Origin of the sequence: Sulfitobacter sp. W074 (genome assembly GCF_025142275.1) — a bacterium.
Classification (GTDB): Bacteria; Pseudomonadota; Alphaproteobacteria; order Rhodobacterales; family Rhodobacteraceae; genus Sulfitobacter; species Sulfitobacter profundi.
Genome location: NZ_CP081130.1, coordinates 2,359,890 through 2,376,569, shown reverse-complemented (window position 1 = coordinate 2,376,569; position 16,680 = coordinate 2,359,890). Strand labels below are relative to the sequence as shown.

Below are 16,680 nucleotides of genomic sequence, written 5' to 3'. Positions count from 1 at the left end.
GATCAGGATGGAGAACCTGATAAAACTGGAGACAGAAGGCGGTGTGATGCACCATTTTCTGCCGTGGCTGATTGAGGGGTTTGAGATCCTCGCGGCGGTCATCGACATCGCGGCCATCATTCTGCTGCTGATCGGCGCGGCGCGTTTCCTGACCGGGGTGACGATTGCCGAGATCGCCAAAAAGGGCGCGGAGCGGGTGCGCCGCACCAACCGCGAGCGCATCGAACTGGGGCGCTACATCCTTGCGGGGTTGGAGCTTTTTATCGTGTCGGACGTGATCCACACCGCGATCAGCCTGCGGTTTGCGGACCTGCTCTTCCTGCTGATGCTGGTCATCATCCGCTCCATCACCTCTTTCTTCCTCGACCGGGAGTTGGAGCAACTGAAAAAGGAACTTGGCGATGACTGACTTTTCCGACCTCAAAGCGCTCTATGTGAACTGCTCGCTCAAAAAGACACCGGGCGACAGCCATACCCAACTTCTGATGAACGCCAGCGCGGGCATCATGGAGGCGCAGGGGGTGAGCGTCGAACACCTCTATCTGCTCGACCACCAAGTGCCGCCGGGCGTCTACCCGGACATGACCGAGCACGGCTGGGACCGGGATGATTGGCCCGCGCTCTGGGAGAAGGTGCTGGCCGCCGACATCCTGATCATCGGCACGCCGCTTTGGCTGGGTGAGGAAAGCAGCACCTGCCGGGTGCTGATTGAACGGCTCTACGCCATGAGCGGCAAGTTGAACGACAAGGGCCAATCGGTCTTTTACGGTAAGGTCGGCGGCACGGTAGTTACGGGCAACGAAGACGGCATCAAACACGTCGCCATGACCACCGGATTTGCGATGAACCACCTTGGCTATAGCATTCCGCCACAGGCCGATTGCGGCTGGATTGGCGAAGCGGGGCCGGGGCCGTCTTATGGCGATGATGTGGATGGCAAGCGCGCAGGGTTCGACAACGAATTCACGCAGCGCAACACCACGATCATGACTTGGAACACAATGCATTTGGCGCGCATGCTGAAAGCAGCAGGCGGCTATCCCCAAAAAGGCAATGACCGCAACGCTTGGGACGCGGGTGCGCGGTTCGATTTCGAAAACCCGGAGTATCGAAGCTGATATGACACAGGACGATTGGCCGATCTGGCAGGGCAATATGGCGGCGCAATGTTTGGCGCAGCCCGATGACGCCTTGGCGATCATTGATCTGACCGGCGCGGCCCGCCGCGACGTGAGCTATGGCGCGCTGCATGAGATGGTCGATGGGCTGGCCCGCGCGCTGAAGGCCGAAGTGGCCCCCGGTGACCGCGTGGGTGTCTTGCTTAGTCAATCGCCATGGTGCGCGGCGGCGCATCTGGCGATCTGGAAAATCGGCGCGATCTCTGTGCCGCTGTTCAAGCTTTTTAAACGTGACGCGCTGGCCAGCCGGATCGGCGATGCGGGCTGTGCGATTGTCTTGACCGATGCCGAGGGGGCCGACCTGCTGGGCGATCTGGCCACCCCGTGGTTGGCGGCTGATGTGGGCACGACAGGCGACCCGGTCGACTATGCCAATGTCGGCCCCGAAGACCCCGCCGTGCTGATCTACACCTCCGGCACCACCGGCACGCCCAAGGGCGCGCTGCACGGGCATCGGGTGCTCTCGGGCCATTTGCCGGGCGTTTCGGTCAGTCATGATCATCTGGGGAAAGACGGCGATTGCCTTTGGACGCCCGCGGATTGGGCATGGATCGGCGGGCTATTCGATGTGGCGATGCCGGCGCTGGCACTTGGCGTGCCGGTGGTGGCCGCACGGATGCCCAAGTTCACCGTCGAAGGCTGCGCCGATGTGATTTCACGCGGTGAGGTGCGCAACGTCTTTTTCCCGCCCACGGCGCTTCGCATGTTGAAAGCCGCGGATGTATCCTTGCCCGGCCTGCGTTCGGTCGCCAGTGGCGGCGAGCCTCTGGGCGCCGAGATGCTGGCATGGGGCCGCAAAGCCTTCGGGCTGGAGATCAATGAGTTCTACGGCCAAACCGAATGCAACATGGTGGCCTCAAGCTGCGGCGTGGATTTCCCCGCGCTGCCCGGTTGCATTGGCAAACCGGTGCCGGGGTTCGAGATCGCCGTGCTGGATGAGGGCGGCCACCCCACAGATGCCGAGGGCGATGTGGCCGTGCGCCGCGGCGCCCCCTCGATGATGCTGCGCTACTGGAACCGGCCCGAGGAGACGGCGGCCAAATTCCACGGCGACTGGCTGCTGACCGGCGACCGGGGCATCTGGGAGGGCGAATACCTGCGCTTTGTGGGCCGCGAGGATGACGTGATCACCTCCGCCGGTTACCGCATCGGCCCGGCGGAGATTGAGGATTGCTTGCTCACCCATAGCGCTGTCGCGACCTGCGGCGTGGTCGGCAAGCCCGATGCGCTCAGGACCGAGATCGTTAAGGCCTATGTGGTGCTGAAACCCGGCGCTGAGGTGGGCGCGAAAGAGTTGCAAGATTGGGTCAAGGACCGGCTCGCAAGCTATTCCTACCCGCGCGAGATCGCATTCGTGGAGGACCTGCCGATGACCGTCACCGGCAAGGTAATCCGCAAAGAACTAAAGCGTCTGGCGGCGCGAGAGAATGAGGACGTAACATGAAACTGACATCCCAAGCCCTGCCATCCTCGGATGCCTATAAGGCCAATGAGATGGCGCATCTCAAGGCGCTGAGCGAAGTGCGTGACGCGGCGGAGGCTGCAGCCCTCGGCGGTGGCGAGAAATCCCGTGCACGGCACGAGAGCCGGGGCAAGATGCTCCCCAGAGAGCGGGTGGCGAACCTGCTCGACCCCGGCAGCCCGTTTCTGGAAATCGGCGCCACGGCAGCGCATGGGCTTTACGATGGCGCGGCCCCTGCCGCCGGTGTGATCGCGGGCATCGGTCGGGTGCAGGGCCATGAGGTCATGGTGGTCTGCAACGATGCCACCGTGAAGGGCGGCACCTATTACCCGATGACAGTGAAAAAACACCTCCGCGCGCAGGAGATTGCCGAGGCGAACCATCTGCCCTGCATCTATCTGGTGGACTCTGGCGGCGCCAACCTGCCGAACCAGGATGAAGTCTTTCCCGACCGCGACCATTTCGGCGCGATTTTCTACAATCAGGCGCGGATGAGCGCCAAGGGGATCGCCCAGATCGCCGTGGTAATGGGATCTTGCACCGCTGGCGGCGCCTACGTGCCCGCGATGTCGGATGTGACCATCATCGTCAAGGAACAGGGCACGATCTTCCTCGCTGGTCCGCCGCTGGTGAAGGCGGCGACGGGCGAGGTGGTCAGCGCCGAAGACCTCGGTGGTGGCGACGTGCACACGCGGTTGTCGGGCGTGGCAGACTATCTGGCCGAAGACGACGCGCATGCTTTGGCGCTGGCCCGCCGCGCGGTGGGCCAGCTTAACAAGACCAAGCCGACCACTGTCGACTGGGCCAGCCCCGAAGAGCCTGCCTACGACCCCGCCGAGATGCTGGGCGTCGTGCCAGCCGACCTGCGCACGCCCTATGACATCCGCGAGGTGATCATGCGGCTGGTCGACGGCAGCCGCTTTGACGAGTTCAAGTCGCGCTTTGGCGAGACGCTGGTCTGCGGCTTTGCCCATGTCAAAGGCTGCCCCATCGGCATCATCGCCAACAACGGCGTGCTGTTTTCCGAAGCCGCCCAGAAGGGCGCGCATTTCGTGGAGCTTTGCAGCCAGCGTAACATCCCGCTGGTCTTCCTGCAGAACATCACCGGCTTCATGGTCGGCCGCAAATACGAAAACGAGGGCATCGCGCGCCACGGCGCTAAGATGGTGACGGCGGTGGCCACCACCAATGTGCCCAAGATCACCATGCTGGTCGGCGGCTCCTTCGGGGCGGGCAACTACGGCATGTCGGGCCGGGCATACCGTCCGCGGTTCCTGTGGTCTTGGCCCAACAGCCGCATCTCGGTCATGGGGGGCGCTCAGGCGGCGGGCGTGTTGGCCACCGTCAAACGCGACGCGATTGAGCGGGCGGGCGACACCTGGACCGAGGAGGAAGAGACCGCCTTCAAACAGCCGACGATCGATATGTTCGAGAAACAGAGCCATCCGCTCTATGCCTCTGCAAGGCTGTGGGACGACGGGATCATCGATCCGCGCAAGAGCCGCGATGTGCTTTATCTGAGCCTTTCGGCCAGCCTGAACGCGCCGATTGAGCCGACGAAATTTGGTTTGTTCCGGATGTGATTGTGGCGCGAAGCGGGGGGGCACCCCTCCGCGATCCCACAACATATTCGGAGCCAGAAAGAGATGAAAAGGGTAGGGCATGTTTGACACGATCCTGATTGCGAACCGGGGTGAGATTGCTTGCCGGGTGATGGAAACCGCACAAGCCATGGGGGTGCGCTGCGTGGCGGTGTACTCGGACGCCGATGCGGGCGCGAAACACGTGGCGATGGCGGATGCCGCCGTGCATATCGGCGGCTCGGCCCCGGCTGAGAGTTATCTTAAGGGCGATGTGATCATTCAAGCCGCGCTGGATACCGGCGCGCAGGCGATCCATCCGGGCTACGGGTTTCTGAGCGAGAACCCCGATTTCGTGGAGGCGGTCGCGGCCGCGGGGCTCACCTTCATCGGCCCCTCGGCCAAGGCGATCCGGGCCATGGGCCTCAAAGACGCCGCCAAGGCGCTGATGGTCGAGGCGGGCGTGCCCGTCGTGCCGGGCTACCACGGGGCGGATCAGGACGATGCGCTTTTGGCTGAGGAAGCCGAGAAGATCGGCTATCCGGTGTTGATCAAGGCCGTCGCGGGCGGCGGTGGCAAAGGCATGCGACTGGTCGAGGAGCCCAAGGGCTTTCAGGCGGCGCTCGACTCGGCACGCTCGGAGGCCAAGACCGCCTTTGGCAACCCAGATGTGTTGGTCGAGAAGTTCGTCACCAAGCCGCGCCATATCGAGGTGCAGGTCTTTGGCGACGGCACCCATGCGGTGCATCTGTTCGAACGGGACTGTTCGCTGCAGCGCCGCCACCAAAAGGTGATCGAGGAGGCGCCCGCGCCGGGCATGACAGAAGATATGCGCGCGGCCATGGGCCAAGCGGCGGTGCGCGCAGCCGAAGCGATCGGCTATGCCGGGGCAGGGACGGTGGAATTCATCGTCGACGGGTCAGACGGCCTGTCGACCGACGGGTTCTTCTTTATGGAAATGAACACCCGCCTGCAGGTGGAACATCCCGTTACCGAACTGGTGACCGGCGTCGATCTAGTTGAATGGCAGCTGCGCGTGGCGGCCGGAGAGGCGCTGCCGAAGGCGCAGGAAGACCTCAACATCGACGGCCATGCCTTCGAGGCGCGGCTCTATGCCGAGGATGTGCCGAAGGGGTTTCTGCCCGCCACCGGCACGCTGACGCATCTGTCCTTCACGCCCCAGACCCGCGCGGACAGCGGCGTGCGGGCGGGCGACACGATCAGCCCCTTCTACGATCCGATGATCGCCAAGGTCATCGTGCATGGGCCTACACGCGACGTGGCGCTGTCGCGCCTGCGCGCGGCGCTCAAGGGCTGCGAGGTGGGCGGCACGGTCACCAACCTTGCTTTCCTCGGCGCACTGGCGGGGCATGAGGGCTTTGCCAAAGGCGATGTCGACACCGGGCTGATTGCGCGGGATATCGACGCGCTGACCGCGCAGCCAGAGGTGCCGGGGCGGCATTTCGCGCTGGCGGGGATGGCGGCGCTTGGGTTGGATCAGCCGCAGGCAGAGGCCGGGTTCAACCTCTGGCGACCCCTGCGGCGGCAGGTGATGCTGGGCCATGATGGCGAAGAGCATTTGCTGAAGGTGCGGGTGCTATCCGAGGACATGCAGCTTTGGACCGTGGCCGATCACGAGCTGCGCGCCGAGCGCATTGGCGGACGCTGGAAGATCGACGGGCATGTCGCGCCGGCGGTCTCGGTTGCTGGCGACGTGGTCACGGTTTTTGACGCCTATGGTATCGCCTTTGATGTGATCGATCCGCTGGCGCGGGCCGCCGCAGCCCACGGCGATGGCAACATCGTTGAGGCCCCGATGCCTGGTCTGGTCCGTGCCATCGACGCCGAGGTTGGCCAAAGCGTTGCCAAAGGCGACCGTCTGGCGGTGCTGGAGGCGATGAAGATGGAGCATTCGTTGCTCGCCGCCCGCGACGGCGTGGTGGCCGAGGTGCTGGCACAGTCCGGTGATCAGGTCGAAGCCGGTGCCGCGCTGGTGCGGCTGGAAGCCGAGGAAGACGCATGATTACGCTGCACCACTGCCCCCAGACCCGCTCGATGCGCACACTCTGGCTGCTGCACGAACTCGACGATGTGGAGTTTCAGGTCAAGGTTCATGCCTTCGACCGCAGTTTGCGCGACCCGGAATATCTAATCCTCTCGCCCGCGGGGCGGGTTCCGGCGCTGGAAATCGACGGCGAGCGCATGTTCGAGACTGGCGCGATCACGCAGTACCTCTGCGAACGCTACAGCCCCGACCGCATGGGCCGTTCTGTCGGCAGCCCTGACCGGATGGCTTGGCTGGTCTGGGTGCATTTTGCGGAAACCGTCAGCCAGCACACTGCGGCGCTAACCCAGCAGCACATCGCCCTGCGCGACGATTCCATGCGCAGCCCCATCGTGATGAAGCTCGAAGCCGCGCGGATCGGCAAATGCTATGATGCGCTGGAGGCGCGGCTCTCGACACCGCTGGAGAACCGCGACTACTTGTTGACCTCTGGCTTTTCGGCCGCCGATATCTCGGTGGGCCAAGCGGTCTATATGGCGCGGCATTTCGTGAAATTGGATGACCACCCCTCGGTCGCGGCGTGGTATGAACGGATCACGGAACGTGACAGCTTCGCACAGGCCTTGCCCGATGGGGCAAAGCTTTACGAGGAGGATTTCTACGCGCCATGGCCGATTGAGTGACCGTGGCCCATTCAGGGAAGGAGAGCGGCCAATGAGCCTTGGACCATGTGAGATTTTCGAGGTCGGCCCGCGGGACGGTCTGCAGAACGAAAAACGCGAGATTCCCGTGGCCGAAAAGGTCGCGCTGGTGGACAAGCTGAGCGCCGCAGGCTTTGCCCGCATCGAATGCGCCAGTTTTGTCAGCCCGAAATGGGTGCCGCAAATGGCCGGGTCGGGCGAGGTGCTGGCGGGAATCACACGGGCCGAGGGCGTGCGCTATGCCGCACTGACGCCGAACATGCGCGGCTATGAGGATGCGCTGGCCGCAAAGGCGGATGAGATCGCCATCTTCGCTTCGGCCTCGGAAGGCTTCAGCCAGAAGAACATCAACGCCAGCATCGAAGAGGCGTTTGAGCGGTTTGCCCCGATCCTTGAAGAGGCGCGGCATGTGGACATGCCGGTGCGGGGCTATGTCTCCTGCGTGGTGGAATGCCCCTATGACGGTAAGGTCGACCCCGGCGCGGTGGCGCGGGTGGCCGACAGGCTCTTTGCGATGGGCTGTTACGAGATTTCCTTGGGCGACACCATCGGCGCGGGCACGCCCGACAGCATCGCGCGGATGCTGCTTTCGGTGCGGGACGTGGTGCCGGCAGGGCGGCTGGCGGGGCACTACCATGACACGCACGGGCGGGCGATGGCCAATATCGACGCCTCGCTGTCGATGGGGCTGCGGGTCTTTGACGCGGCGGTGGGCGGCTTGGGCGGTTGCCCCTATGCGCCCGGCGCGGCGGGCAATGTCGCCACCGAGGCGGTGAACGAACATCTGACGGCGCTTGGCTATGACACCGGCGTCGATCAGGCGGTGGTGCTGGAAGCCGCCGAAATGGCGCGGGCAATGCGAGGCTGACATGTACGAGACTTTGACGATCGAAACCGACGCGCGCGGGGTGGCGACGCTGACCCTGAACCGTCCTGAAAAGCACAATGCGATGTCTGCGCAGATGCTGGCGGACCTGACGGATGCGGCGGGCAAACTGGCCGCCGACGATGCGGTGCGTGTGGTGGTGCTGACCGGGGCGGGCAAATCCTTTTGCGCGGGCGGCGATCTCGGCTGGATGCGCGATCAGGCGGATATGGATGCCGAGACACGCTCGGCTGAGGCGGGCAAACTGGCGACGATGCTGGGCGCGCTGAATGCGCTGCCGAAGCCGGTGATCGGGAAGTTGCAGGGCAATGCCTTTGGCGGCGGGGTCGGCATGGCTTCGGTCTGTGACGTGGCCGTGGGGGTCGATACGCTCAAGATGGGGTTCACCGAGGCCCGGCTGGGCATCATCCCGGCGACGATCGGGCCATACGTTTTGGCGCGGATGGGCGAGGGGCGCGCGCGCCGCGTCTTCATGTCGGCGCGGCTTTTTGGCGCGGCGGAAGCGGTCGATCTGGGGCTGCTGGCCCGTGCCGTTTCGGCGGACGAACTCGACGCGGCGGTCGAGGCCGAAGTCGTGCCCTATCTCTCCTGCGCGCCGGGTGCCGTTGCGGCGGCAAAGAAGCTGGCGCAGGACTTGGGTGGAATCGCCACACCAGAGGCGGTGAAAATGTCCATCGACGCGCTCGCGGCACGTTGGGAAACCGATGAGGCCGCTGAAGGAATCGGTGCCTTCTTCGACAAGCGCAAAGCCCCTTGGGTGGTCTAGCTCAAGGCTTTGGCGAAATGGCTCTATTGGGGGCCCGTGGGCGGCATTAACCGGGCTTGGCCCGTTGACCCTACCCACGGGCAGAGTTAAACCCGTTCCAAGTTTGTCTGCGCGGGCTTTTGGCCTTTGCCTCATGCCGCGCACCGCGAAAGGAGCATCCCCTTGGACGACATGCTGCGGGAATACCTGCCCATCCTCGTTTTTCTGGCCGTGGCGATTGGCCTTGGCCTTGTGCTGATCCTCGCCGCTGTGGTCGTGGCCGTGCGCAATCCTGACCCGGAAAAGGTCTCGGCCTATGAATGTGGGTTCAACGCTTTTGATGACGCGCGGATGAAGTTTGACGTGCGTTTCTATCTGGTGTCGATCCTCTTCATCATCTTCGATCTCGAAATCGCCTTTCTCTTCCCTTGGGCCGTGGCCTTTAAAGAGGTGAGCATGGTGGGCTTTTGGTCGATGATGGTGTTCTTGGGCGTGCTGACGGCTGGCTTCGCCTATGAATGGAAGAAGGGAGCGCTGGAATGGCAGTAAATGATGACGGGCTGGTCACCCCGGTGATGGGCGATGGCCACCAAAGCCCTCGGATCAAATCTGGCGCTTCTGCACCTGAGGCCTATGGCCAGTACGGCGCAGGTGCAGACCGTGATGTGGCCACCCATAGCCTGAACGCCGAGCTGCAGGACAAAGGTTTCCTGCTGACCTCGACCGAAGATATTATCAATTGGGCGCGCACCGGCTCGCTGCACTGGATGACCTTCGGTCTGGCCTGCTGCGCGGTTGAGATGATGCACAGCTCCATGCCGCGTTATGACCTTGAGCGTTTCGGGACGGCCCCGCGCGCTTCTCCGCGCCAGTCGGACCTCATGATCGTCGCGGGCACGCTGACCAACAAGATGGCCCCGGCGCTGCGCAAGGTCTACGATCAGATGCCAGAGCCGCGCTATGTGATCTCTATGGGGTCCTGTGCCAATGGCGGCGGCTACTACCACTACAGCTATTCGGTCGTGCGCGGCTGTGACCGGATCGTACCGGTTGATGTCTATGTGCCCGGCTGCCCGCCGACGGCGGAAGCACTGCTTTATGGTATCCTCCAGTTGCAGCGTAAAATCCGCCGCACCGGGACAATTGTGCGCTAAGACAAGGGCCTGCGCCGGATCGGGGCAGGCAGAAGGACAACGCGCCAAAGGCGTGGGACAGTGAGATGGCGTTGATCGGCGCGTGGAAGGAAGATTTGCGATGAGCGAACAACTGCAGGAACTTGGGGCCTATATCGAAGCCAAGCGGCCCGATTGTGTGCTGGGATGGGATGTCACCAAGGGTGAGTTGAACATGTCCGTGGCGCTGGCGAATATCGCGGGCCTTGTTGAGTTCCTCAAGGGCGACCCGACCTGCCGTTTCTCGACCTTGGTCGACATCACGGCGGTGGATTATCCGGGCCGTGCGAAACGGTTCGACGTGGTGTATCACTTCCTGTCGATGTACCAAAACCACCGCATCCGCCTGCGCGCTACCGCGCGGGAAAAGGATATGGTGCCGTCAATCACAGGCGTACACCCCAGTGCCGATTGGTTTGAGCGTGAAGTCTTCGACATGTTCGGCATCCTGTTTTCCGGTCACCCGGACCTGCGCCGCATCCTGACCGATTATGGTTTCCGCGGCCACCCGCTGCGCAAGGATTTCCCGACGACGGGCTATACCGAAGTGCGCTATGACGAAGCCGCCAAGCGCGTGGTCTATGAACCGGTGAGCCTTGTGCAGGAATACCGCCAGTTCGATTTCATGTCTCCTTGGGAAGGGGCCGATTACATTCTGCCCGGCGATGACAAATCCGCGCCCGATGGCAATGTGAGCAAGGACGCGAAGTAATGGGCGGGCTGGGCTGGCTGATCCTCTCGGCGCTGACGGCCATTCCAATGGTCAAGCTGCTGCCGTTCTTTGGCATTAATAAATACTGGGCGGCGGCCTGTCTGATCCCGCTGGGCACGATCGCCTTGCTGTGGTGGATGGGCATGAAGCTGCAAGAACTGGAGAAACGGTAATGGACGGCGACATTCGCACAAAAGCCTTTGACGACGGGTCGACCGACTTTGAGTCCGGCGAACAGAAGATCCGCAACTTCAACATCAACTTCGGCCCGCAACACCCTGCCGCACACGGTGTTCTGCGTCTGGTGCTTGAGCTTGACGGCGAGGTTGTAGAGCGGTGCGATCCGCATATCGGTCTGCTGCACCGTGGCACCGAAAAGCTGATGGAGAGCCGCACCTATCTGCAAAACCTGCCGTATTTCGACCGGTTGGATTACGTGGCCCCGATGAACCAAGAGCACGCTTGGTGTCTGGCGATTGAAAAGCTGACCGGCACCGTGGTGCCGCGCCGTGCCTCGCTGATCCGGGTGCTGTTCTGCGAGATTGGCCGCATCCTGAACCACCTGCTCAACATCACGACGCAGGCGCTCGACGTGGGCGCGCTGACGCCGCCGCTCTGGGGTTTTGAAGAGCGCGAAAGCCTGATGATCTTTTACGAGCGGGCCTGTGGCGCGCGTTTGCACGCGGCCTACTTCCGTCCCGGTGGTGTCCACCAAGACCTGCCGCCAGCGCTGCTGGACGATATCGAAACATGGTGCGCGCAATTCCTGACCAAATTCATGGTCGATATCGACGAGTTGCTGACCGAAAACCGGATCTTCAAACAGCGGAACGTCGACATCGGCATCGTCTCCGAGCAAGAAATCCTCGACTACGGCTTCAGCGGCGTCATGGTGCGCGGCTCGGGGCTGGCGTGGGATCTGCGGCGTTCGCAACCCTATGAATGCTATGACGAATTCGACTTTCAAATCCCCGTGGGCAAGAACGGCGACTGCTTTGACCGTTACCTCTGCCGCATGGAAGAGATGCGCCAGTCGACCCACATCATCCAGCAGGCGATCGAAAAACTGCGCGCCCCCGAAGGGCAGGGCGATATCCTCGCCCGTGGCAAGATCACCCCGCCATCGCGCACCGCGATGAAGACCGACATGGAAAGCCTGATCCACCACTTCAAGCTCTACACCGAAGGTTTCCACGTGCCCGAGGGCGAGGTTTACTGCGCCGTCGAAGCGCCGAAGGGTGAATTTGGCGTCTACCTCGTGGCCGATGGCTCCAACAAACCCTACCGCTCTAAGATCCGCGCGCCGGGCTTCTTGCACTTGCAGGCGATGGACCATGTGGCCAGCGGCCACCAGCTGGCCGATGTGGCCGCGATCATCGGCACCATGGACGTCGTCTTTGGAGAGATCGACCGGTGATGCAGGCCGCATCGCTCCATTTTGAAGAAATTTACGCCGGAGGCGCTTTTGGCCTCCGCCTGACCATAGGTTCGAACTAATGCTCCGCCGTCTACACCCTGACCAGCCCGACAGTTTTGCCTTCACGCCCGCCAACCAAGAATGGGCCGAAGCGCAGATCACCAAATACCCCGAGGGCCGTCAGGCCAGCGCGATCATTCCACTGCTGTGGCGCGCGCAGGAGCAAGAGGGTTGGCTGACCCGTGCGGCGATTGAACATGTCTCGGAAATGCTGGGCATGGCCTATATCCGCGGGCTGGAAGTGGCGACATTCTACTTCATGTTTCAGCTGCAACCTGTTGGTTCCGTGGCACATATCCAAGTTTGCGGCACCACATCCTGCATGATCTGCGGGGCCGAGGATTTGGTCGCCGTCTGCAAAGAACGCATTGCCGCCAAACCGCATGAGTTGTCGGCGGATGGGCGTTTTTCGTGGGAAGAAGTCGAATGCCTTGGCGCGTGCTCCAACGCGCCGATGGCCCAGATTGGCAAAGACTATTACGAAGACCTGACCACCGCGCGGCTGAACGAAATCCTTGATGAGTTGAGCGATGGGCGCGTGCCGGTACCCGGCCCGCAGAACGGGCGCTATGCGTCAGAGCCTTTGGGCGGGTTGACCAGCCTCACGGACCACGAAAGCGGGCGCACGCAATACAATGCCAGCGTGCAGGCTGCGGTGGACATCGGTGATACCGTCAAACGCATCGACGGCACCGAAGTGCCGCTGCTGACCCCGTGGCAAAACCAGCCCGAGGCGCCGCAGCCTGAAACGGTGGAAGAGGTCGAAGCCGAAGAGCCGCGTCCCGCCGAGGGCGAGAGCACCGACAAAACCGGCGTCACCGAACAAGAAGCCGAAGCCACGTCAAAGAGCAAACCACGCTCCAAACGCGACCCCAAGGGCGAGAGTGCCGATGCGGCAAAGGCCGAAACCAGCGCCCCCGCGACGCCTGGCCAAAAGCCCGCCCAGTTGGACGCCCCGCGTGAGGGCGGTGCGGACGACCTGAAAAAGATCAAAGGCGTCGGCCCGAAGCTGGAGCAGATGCTGAACGGCATGGGCTTTTACCACTTTGACCAGATCGCCCAGTGGGGCCCAGAAGAGGTCGCTTGGGTTGATCAGAACCTCGAAGGGTTCAAAGGTCGCGTCAGCCGCGACAATTGGGCAGAGCAGGCCGCGGGCCTCGCCAAAGACTAAAGACGGAGATTTCACAACGGGCCAAGGACGGCACCATTACCACCCCGCAAAGCCATAAGCCGCATCGCCCGCATTAAGGGAGAGAAGGACAGTCATGACGGATATTTCGGAACGAGAAGCCTGCACCAAGCGCTGTTGGTGGCTGGGTGCCGGTGCCGGTTTGCTGGTGGCATTCCTATTGCTGGCCTTTGGCATCTGGGGGCTGTTGATGTCGATCGTGGCCGGTGTGCTGGTGGCGCTGATCGTGGGCTATCTGGCGCTGACCCTGCTGTGCAAAGACGTGCCCGCCGCGGCCCCCCAAGACAGCACGCGCAGCGCGGCGGCTGCATCGGTCGCAGGGGCTTCAACGGCATCGGGAAGCGTTTCTTCTGCTGTGGGTTCAGTCCCCGCGGGGGACGCCGGGATCGGGGCGGCGCGCAAGGCAAGCGCGCCGGTTGAACCCGCTGAAGAAACACCGCCACAGGAGCCGACAGCGCCCGTGGCCGATACCGCTGCCGTTGAGGCGGCACCGGAACAGGTCGCCAAGGCGGAAGAAGCAGTTGCTGTAGTGACGCCCCCGAAGGAGGCCGTCGAAACCCCTTCCGCGCCTTCTAAGGAAACACCGCCTCAGGAGACGACAGCGCCCGTGGCCGATACCGCTGCCGTTGAAGCCGCACCAGAACAGGTCATCGAGGCCGAAGAAGCGCCCGCTGTTGTGAACACCCCGCAAGAGGTCGTCGAAGCGCCCGCCGAACCTGCGAAGGCCGAGCCTGCACCAGTGCCCGCGACCGATAGCCATTCTACCGATGGCAAACCCGCGCTGCTCGACGCGCCGCGTGCGGGCGGGGCAGATGACCTTAAGCGGATTGGCGGCATCGGGCCGAAGTTGGAACAGACCCTGAATGAACTGGGCATCTTCCATTTCGATCAGATCGCAGCCCTTCAGGGGGATGAGATCGACTGGGTCGACTCCCGCCTGCGGTTCAAGGGCCGCATCCGACGCGATGATTGGATCGGTCAAGCCAAAGCCTTTGCCAATGACGGCAAGGCGAAAGGTTGACGGGGTAAGAGAGAGACATGAGCGAAGCCGAAGACAGAGCGCTTGCCCGTAAGGGCCGCACCGCAGGGCTGGTCATTGCCGTGACCATGTGTTTGTGGCTGGCCATACAATGGGCGGGCCCGGCGCTTGGCCTGCCGGGGCGCTATGCGCTGCTCTTCGATTTTGCTGCACTGGCCGCGCTTTTCTGGGCGATGGTCGTGATATATCAAATGTGGCAGGCCCGCCGGGCCAGCCGTGAGAACCAAAGGTAGGCATCATGCTTCAGGACAAAGACCGCATTTTTACCAATATCTACGGCATGCATGACCGCACCCTAAAAGGCGCGCAGTCGCGCGGCCATTGGGATGGCACTGCCGGAATCATCCAGAAAGGCCGCGATTGGATCGTGGACCAGATGAAAGCCTCTGGCCTGCGGGGCCGGGGCGGGGCGGGCTTCCCAACGGGGCTGAAATGGTCCTTCATGCCCAAGGAAAGCGATGGCCGCCCGTCCTATCTGGTGGTCAATGCCGACGAATCCGAGCCGGGCACCTGCAAAGACCGCGAGATCATGCGGCACGACCCGCATACGCTGATCGAAGGCTGCCTGATCGCCTCTTTCGCGATGAATGCCCACGCCTGCTATATCTACCTGCGCGGCGAATATATCCGCGAACGCGAAGCGTTGCAGACTGCGATTGATGAAGCCTATGAGGCTGGTCTGGTGGGCAAGAACGCCTCCAAATCCGGCTGGGACTTCGATATCTATCTGCACCACGGTGCGGGTGCCTATATCTGCGGCGAAGAAACAGCTCTTCTGGAAAGCCTCGAAGGCAAGAAGGGCATGCCGCGCATGAAGCCGCCGTTCCCGGCGGGCGCGGGGCTTTACGGCTGCCCGACCACCGTGAACAACGTCGAATCCATCGCTGTGGTGCCGACCATCCTGCGCCGTGGGCCGGAGTGGTTCGCGGGCTTTGGCCGAGCCAACAACGCGGGCACCAAGCTCTTTGCAATCTCGGGCCACGTCAATAACCCTTGCGTTGTTGAAGAGGCGATGAGCATCGGTTTTGAAGAGCTGATCGAAAAACATTGCGGTGGCATTCGCGGCGGTTGGGACAACCTCAAGGCCGTTATCCCCGGCGGCTCTTCGGTGCCGCTGATCCCCGGCAAAGACATGCGCGACGCGATCATGGATTTTGACTATCTGCGCGAACAACGCTCCGGCCTCGGCACGGCGGCGGTGATCGTGATGGACAACTCGACCGACGTGATCAAAGCGATCTGGCGTTTGTCGAAGTTCTACAAACACGAAAGCTGCGGCCAGTGCACGCCCTGCCGCGAAGGCACCGGCTGGATGATGCGCGTGATGGACCGTCTGGTTTCCGGCGATGCGGAACCCGAAGAGATCGACATGCTGCTCGACGTGACCAAACAGGTCGAAGGCCACACGATCTGCGCGCTTGGCGATGCGGCGGCTTGGCCGATCCAAGGTCTGATCCGCCACTTCCGGGATGAGATCGAAGACCGGATCAAACACAAGCGCACGGGCCGTGTCAGCGCGGTCGCGGCAGAGTGAAACCCTGCGCGGCGGCAGGCCCGATGGCTTGACGCTTGGCGCAGGAGCGGCGATAGCGGGCGCGTGTCAGGCGCGCCCGTCCACAATAGGCGCGGGGGCGGTCGGCAAAGCCGGGCCCATGGCGCAGCGGAGTAGGTCTATGAAATATGCTTTGACGGTTTTGACGGTCAGCGCCCTGCTGGCAGGCTGTGCCAATGATGGTGAGCGTGTTGCCTTTGACGGGCAGTATTTCAGCACCAAACTGCGCAAGGTGGATGGCCAGCGCGACGTATTTCAGGTGACGGTCAAGGATGCTGGCAAATCCATCGACGGCGCCCGCGCAGCGGCGCGCTATGAGGCGGTGAAATACTGCGTCGGCAACTACGGCAGTTCAGACATCGACTGGACCATAGGCCCCGATGCGCCGACGGGCACGCTGCGGCTTGATGGCGGCGCGCTGACGTTTCAGGGGCGCTGCCCCCAGTGATCGCATCGGCGACATATCGCGGGGCTGCGGCCCAAAGGGGCGGTGATATTGAATATCATAGCCCCCAATCTCCATCTGTCAGACGGGCCGTTCCGGCCCGCTGCATGAAGGAGAATTGATATGCGCACCCTGATGATCGCCGTGATGGGCCTGAGCCTGACCGCCGCCACCGTGACACCGGCAGCCGCCAAACCGCCGCTGCGCGAAGTGGCCGCGATTGACGACGCGCTTTTGGACATGGGCGTGGCCGACATCATCCGGAAAAACTGCCCCGACATCAGCGCGCGGATGCTGCGCGCGGTCAAGATGGCATGGGACTTGAAGGGCAAGGCAGGCGATCTGGGCTACTCCGACGCCGAGATCGACGCCTATATTGATAGTGACGCTGAAAAAGCGCGCATGAGAGCGCGGGGCGCCGCGTTTTTCAAGGCCAAGGGGGTCGATACTTCGGACCCGCAAAGCTATTGTGCGCTTGGACGCGAAGAGATTCAAAAATCGAGCCGGATCGGTTCGTTACTGAAGGCAAAGTGAGCT

Annotated in this window: 19 protein-coding genes; all 19 read left to right on the top strand. The window is 62.7% G+C overall.

Translation table 11 applies throughout. The annotated features are described in order from the left end of the window. Nucleotides 1-7 precede the first annotated feature (7 nt). The 19 genes from K3762_RS11785 to K3762_RS11695 all read left to right on the top strand — a co-directional run bounded on the left by K3762_RS11785 (nt 8) and on the right by K3762_RS11695 (nt 16,677). Nucleotides 8-409 (top strand): DUF1622 domain-containing protein, encoded by a 402-nt coding sequence (locus K3762_RS11785; protein WP_132444506.1) that lies wholly within the window; start codon nt 8-10, stop codon nt 407-409. Next, nucleotides 402-1,118: a flavodoxin family protein gene (locus K3762_RS11780; protein WP_132444507.1), complete on the top strand. Its 717-nt coding sequence runs from the start codon at nt 402-404 to the stop codon at nt 1,116-1,118. The genes K3762_RS11785 and K3762_RS11780 overlap by 8 nt, the downstream gene beginning before the upstream one ends. Nucleotide 1,119: 1 nt before the next feature. Then, nucleotides 1,120-2,622 carry an AMP-binding protein gene (locus tag K3762_RS11775; protein WP_132444508.1) on the top strand — a complete coding sequence of 501 codons (1,503 nt, stop codon included), beginning with the start codon at nt 1,120-1,122 and terminating at the stop codon, nt 2,620-2,622. Continuing rightward, nucleotides 2,619-4,223, top strand: coding sequence for a carboxyl transferase domain-containing protein (locus K3762_RS11770; protein ID WP_067625712.1), 1,605 nt, complete (start codon nt 2,619-2,621; stop codon nt 4,221-4,223). Before K3762_RS11775 ends, K3762_RS11770 begins: the two co-directional genes overlap by 4 nt. A gap of 79 nt (nt 4,224-4,302) precedes the next feature. Further along, nucleotides 4,303-6,243: an acetyl/propionyl/methylcrotonyl-CoA carboxylase subunit alpha gene (locus tag K3762_RS11765; RefSeq protein ID WP_132444509.1), complete on the top strand. Its 1,941-nt coding sequence runs from the start codon at nt 4,303-4,305 to the stop codon at nt 6,241-6,243. After that, nucleotides 6,240-6,908, top strand: coding sequence for a glutathione S-transferase family protein (locus K3762_RS11760; protein WP_132444510.1), 669 nt, complete (start codon nt 6,240-6,242; stop codon nt 6,906-6,908). The genes K3762_RS11765 and K3762_RS11760 overlap by 4 nt, the downstream gene beginning before the upstream one ends. Nucleotides 6,909-6,939: 31 nt before the next feature. Continuing rightward, nucleotides 6,940-7,794 (top strand): hydroxymethylglutaryl-CoA lyase, encoded by an 855-nt coding sequence (locus tag K3762_RS11755; RefSeq protein ID WP_120351329.1) that lies wholly within the window; start codon nt 6,940-6,942, stop codon nt 7,792-7,794. A gap of 1 nt (nt 7,795) precedes the next feature. After that, entirely contained in the window at nt 7,796-8,578 is a 783-nt protein-coding gene (locus K3762_RS11750) for a crotonase/enoyl-CoA hydratase family protein (protein ID WP_132444511.1), read from the top strand. A gap of 162 nt (nt 8,579-8,740) precedes the next feature. Beyond that, nucleotides 8,741-9,106 carry an NADH-quinone oxidoreductase subunit A gene (locus K3762_RS11745; RefSeq protein WP_067263411.1) on the top strand — a complete coding sequence of 122 codons (366 nt, stop codon included), beginning with the start codon at nt 8,741-8,743 and terminating at the stop codon, nt 9,104-9,106. Nucleotides 9,107-9,132: 26 nt separating this feature from the next. Then, nucleotides 9,133-9,711, top strand: coding sequence for a NuoB/complex I 20 kDa subunit family protein (locus K3762_RS11740; RefSeq protein ID WP_386283929.1), 579 nt, complete (start codon nt 9,133-9,135; stop codon nt 9,709-9,711). A 100-nt stretch (nt 9,712-9,811) separates the two neighbouring features. After that, the gene (locus tag K3762_RS11735) at nt 9,812-10,441 is read left to right on the top strand and encodes an NADH-quinone oxidoreductase subunit C (protein ID WP_132444512.1); all 630 of its coding nucleotides are present in this window, start codon (nt 9,812-9,814) and stop codon (nt 10,439-10,441) included. Further along, nucleotides 10,441-10,614, top strand: a complete 174-nt coding sequence (locus K3762_RS11730; RefSeq protein ID WP_162931847.1) for a hypothetical protein — start codon at nt 10,441-10,443, stop codon at nt 10,612-10,614. Before K3762_RS11735 ends, K3762_RS11730 begins: the two co-directional genes overlap by 1 nt. Then, a complete protein-coding gene (locus K3762_RS11725) occupies nt 10,614-11,858 on the top strand; it encodes an NADH-quinone oxidoreductase subunit D (protein WP_067625730.1) in 1,245 nt (414 codons plus the stop codon). The genes K3762_RS11730 and K3762_RS11725 overlap by 1 nt, the downstream gene beginning before the upstream one ends. 79 nt (nt 11,859-11,937) lie before the next feature. Continuing rightward, nucleotides 11,938-13,089, top strand: coding sequence for an NADH-quinone oxidoreductase subunit E (locus tag K3762_RS11720; RefSeq protein WP_260009501.1), 1,152 nt, complete (start codon nt 11,938-11,940; stop codon nt 13,087-13,089). A 94-nt stretch (nt 13,090-13,183) separates the two neighbouring features. Continuing rightward, a complete protein-coding gene (locus K3762_RS11715; RefSeq protein ID WP_206054297.1) occupies nt 13,184-14,128 on the top strand; it encodes a hypothetical protein in 945 nt (314 codons plus the stop codon). Nucleotides 14,129-14,145: 17 nt separating this feature from the next. Beyond that, a complete protein-coding gene (locus K3762_RS11710) occupies nt 14,146-14,379 on the top strand; it encodes a DUF5337 domain-containing protein (protein WP_120351324.1) in 234 nt (77 codons plus the stop codon). A gap of 5 nt (nt 14,380-14,384) precedes the next feature. Beyond that, nucleotides 14,385-15,680: an NADH-quinone oxidoreductase subunit NuoF gene (nuoF, locus tag K3762_RS11705; RefSeq protein WP_067630653.1), complete on the top strand. Its 1,296-nt coding sequence runs from the start codon at nt 14,385-14,387 to the stop codon at nt 15,678-15,680. Nucleotides 15,681-15,819: 139 nt separating this feature from the next. Continuing rightward, nucleotides 15,820-16,146: a hypothetical protein gene (locus K3762_RS11700; protein WP_120351323.1), complete on the top strand. Its 327-nt coding sequence runs from the start codon at nt 15,820-15,822 to the stop codon at nt 16,144-16,146. Nucleotides 16,147-16,266: 120 nt separating this feature from the next. Further along, complete coding sequence (locus tag K3762_RS11695; protein WP_067630648.1) at nt 16,267-16,677, top strand: DUF5333 domain-containing protein; 411 nt, start codon at nt 16,267-16,269, stop codon at nt 16,675-16,677. Nucleotides 16,678-16,680: the final 3 nt, after the last annotated feature.

Coding starts and splice junctions, on each gene's coding strand:
- K3762_RS11740 (WP_386283929.1), top strand. CDS start 9,133: ATGGGCGATGGCCACCAAAGCCCTCGGATCAAATCTGGCGCTTCTGCA.
- K3762_RS11780 (WP_132444507.1), top strand. CDS start 402: ATGACTGACTTTTCCGACCTCAAAGCGCTCTATGTGAACTGCTCGCTC.
- K3762_RS11730 (WP_162931847.1), top strand. CDS start 10,441: ATGGGCGGGCTGGGCTGGCTGATCCTCTCGGCGCTGACGGCCATTCCA.
- nuoF (WP_067630653.1), top strand. CDS start 14,385: ATGCTTCAGGACAAAGACCGCATTTTTACCAATATCTACGGCATGCAT.
- K3762_RS11770 (WP_067625712.1), top strand. CDS start 2,619: ATGAAACTGACATCCCAAGCCCTGCCATCCTCGGATGCCTATAAGGCC.
- K3762_RS11725 (WP_067625730.1), top strand. CDS start 10,614: ATGGACGGCGACATTCGCACAAAAGCCTTTGACGACGGGTCGACCGAC.
- K3762_RS11750 (WP_132444511.1), top strand. CDS start 7,796: ATGTACGAGACTTTGACGATCGAAACCGACGCGCGCGGGGTGGCGACG.
- K3762_RS11775 (WP_132444508.1), top strand. CDS start 1,120: ATGACACAGGACGATTGGCCGATCTGGCAGGGCAATATGGCGGCGCAA.
- K3762_RS11720 (WP_260009501.1), top strand. CDS start 11,938: ATGCTCCGCCGTCTACACCCTGACCAGCCCGACAGTTTTGCCTTCACG.
- K3762_RS11695 (WP_067630648.1), top strand. CDS start 16,267: ATGCGCACCCTGATGATCGCCGTGATGGGCCTGAGCCTGACCGCCGCC.
- K3762_RS11760 (WP_132444510.1), top strand. CDS start 6,240: ATGATTACGCTGCACCACTGCCCCCAGACCCGCTCGATGCGCACACTC.
- K3762_RS11785 (WP_132444506.1), top strand. CDS start 8: ATGGAGAACCTGATAAAACTGGAGACAGAAGGCGGTGTGATGCACCAT.
- K3762_RS11715 (WP_206054297.1), top strand. CDS start 13,184: ATGACGGATATTTCGGAACGAGAAGCCTGCACCAAGCGCTGTTGGTGG.
- K3762_RS11700 (WP_120351323.1), top strand. CDS start 15,820: ATGAAATATGCTTTGACGGTTTTGACGGTCAGCGCCCTGCTGGCAGGC.
- K3762_RS11710 (WP_120351324.1), top strand. CDS start 14,146: ATGAGCGAAGCCGAAGACAGAGCGCTTGCCCGTAAGGGCCGCACCGCA.
- K3762_RS11735 (WP_132444512.1), top strand. CDS start 9,812: ATGAGCGAACAACTGCAGGAACTTGGGGCCTATATCGAAGCCAAGCGG.
- K3762_RS11755 (WP_120351329.1), top strand. CDS start 6,940: ATGAGCCTTGGACCATGTGAGATTTTCGAGGTCGGCCCGCGGGACGGT.
- K3762_RS11765 (WP_132444509.1), top strand. CDS start 4,303: ATGTTTGACACGATCCTGATTGCGAACCGGGGTGAGATTGCTTGCCGG.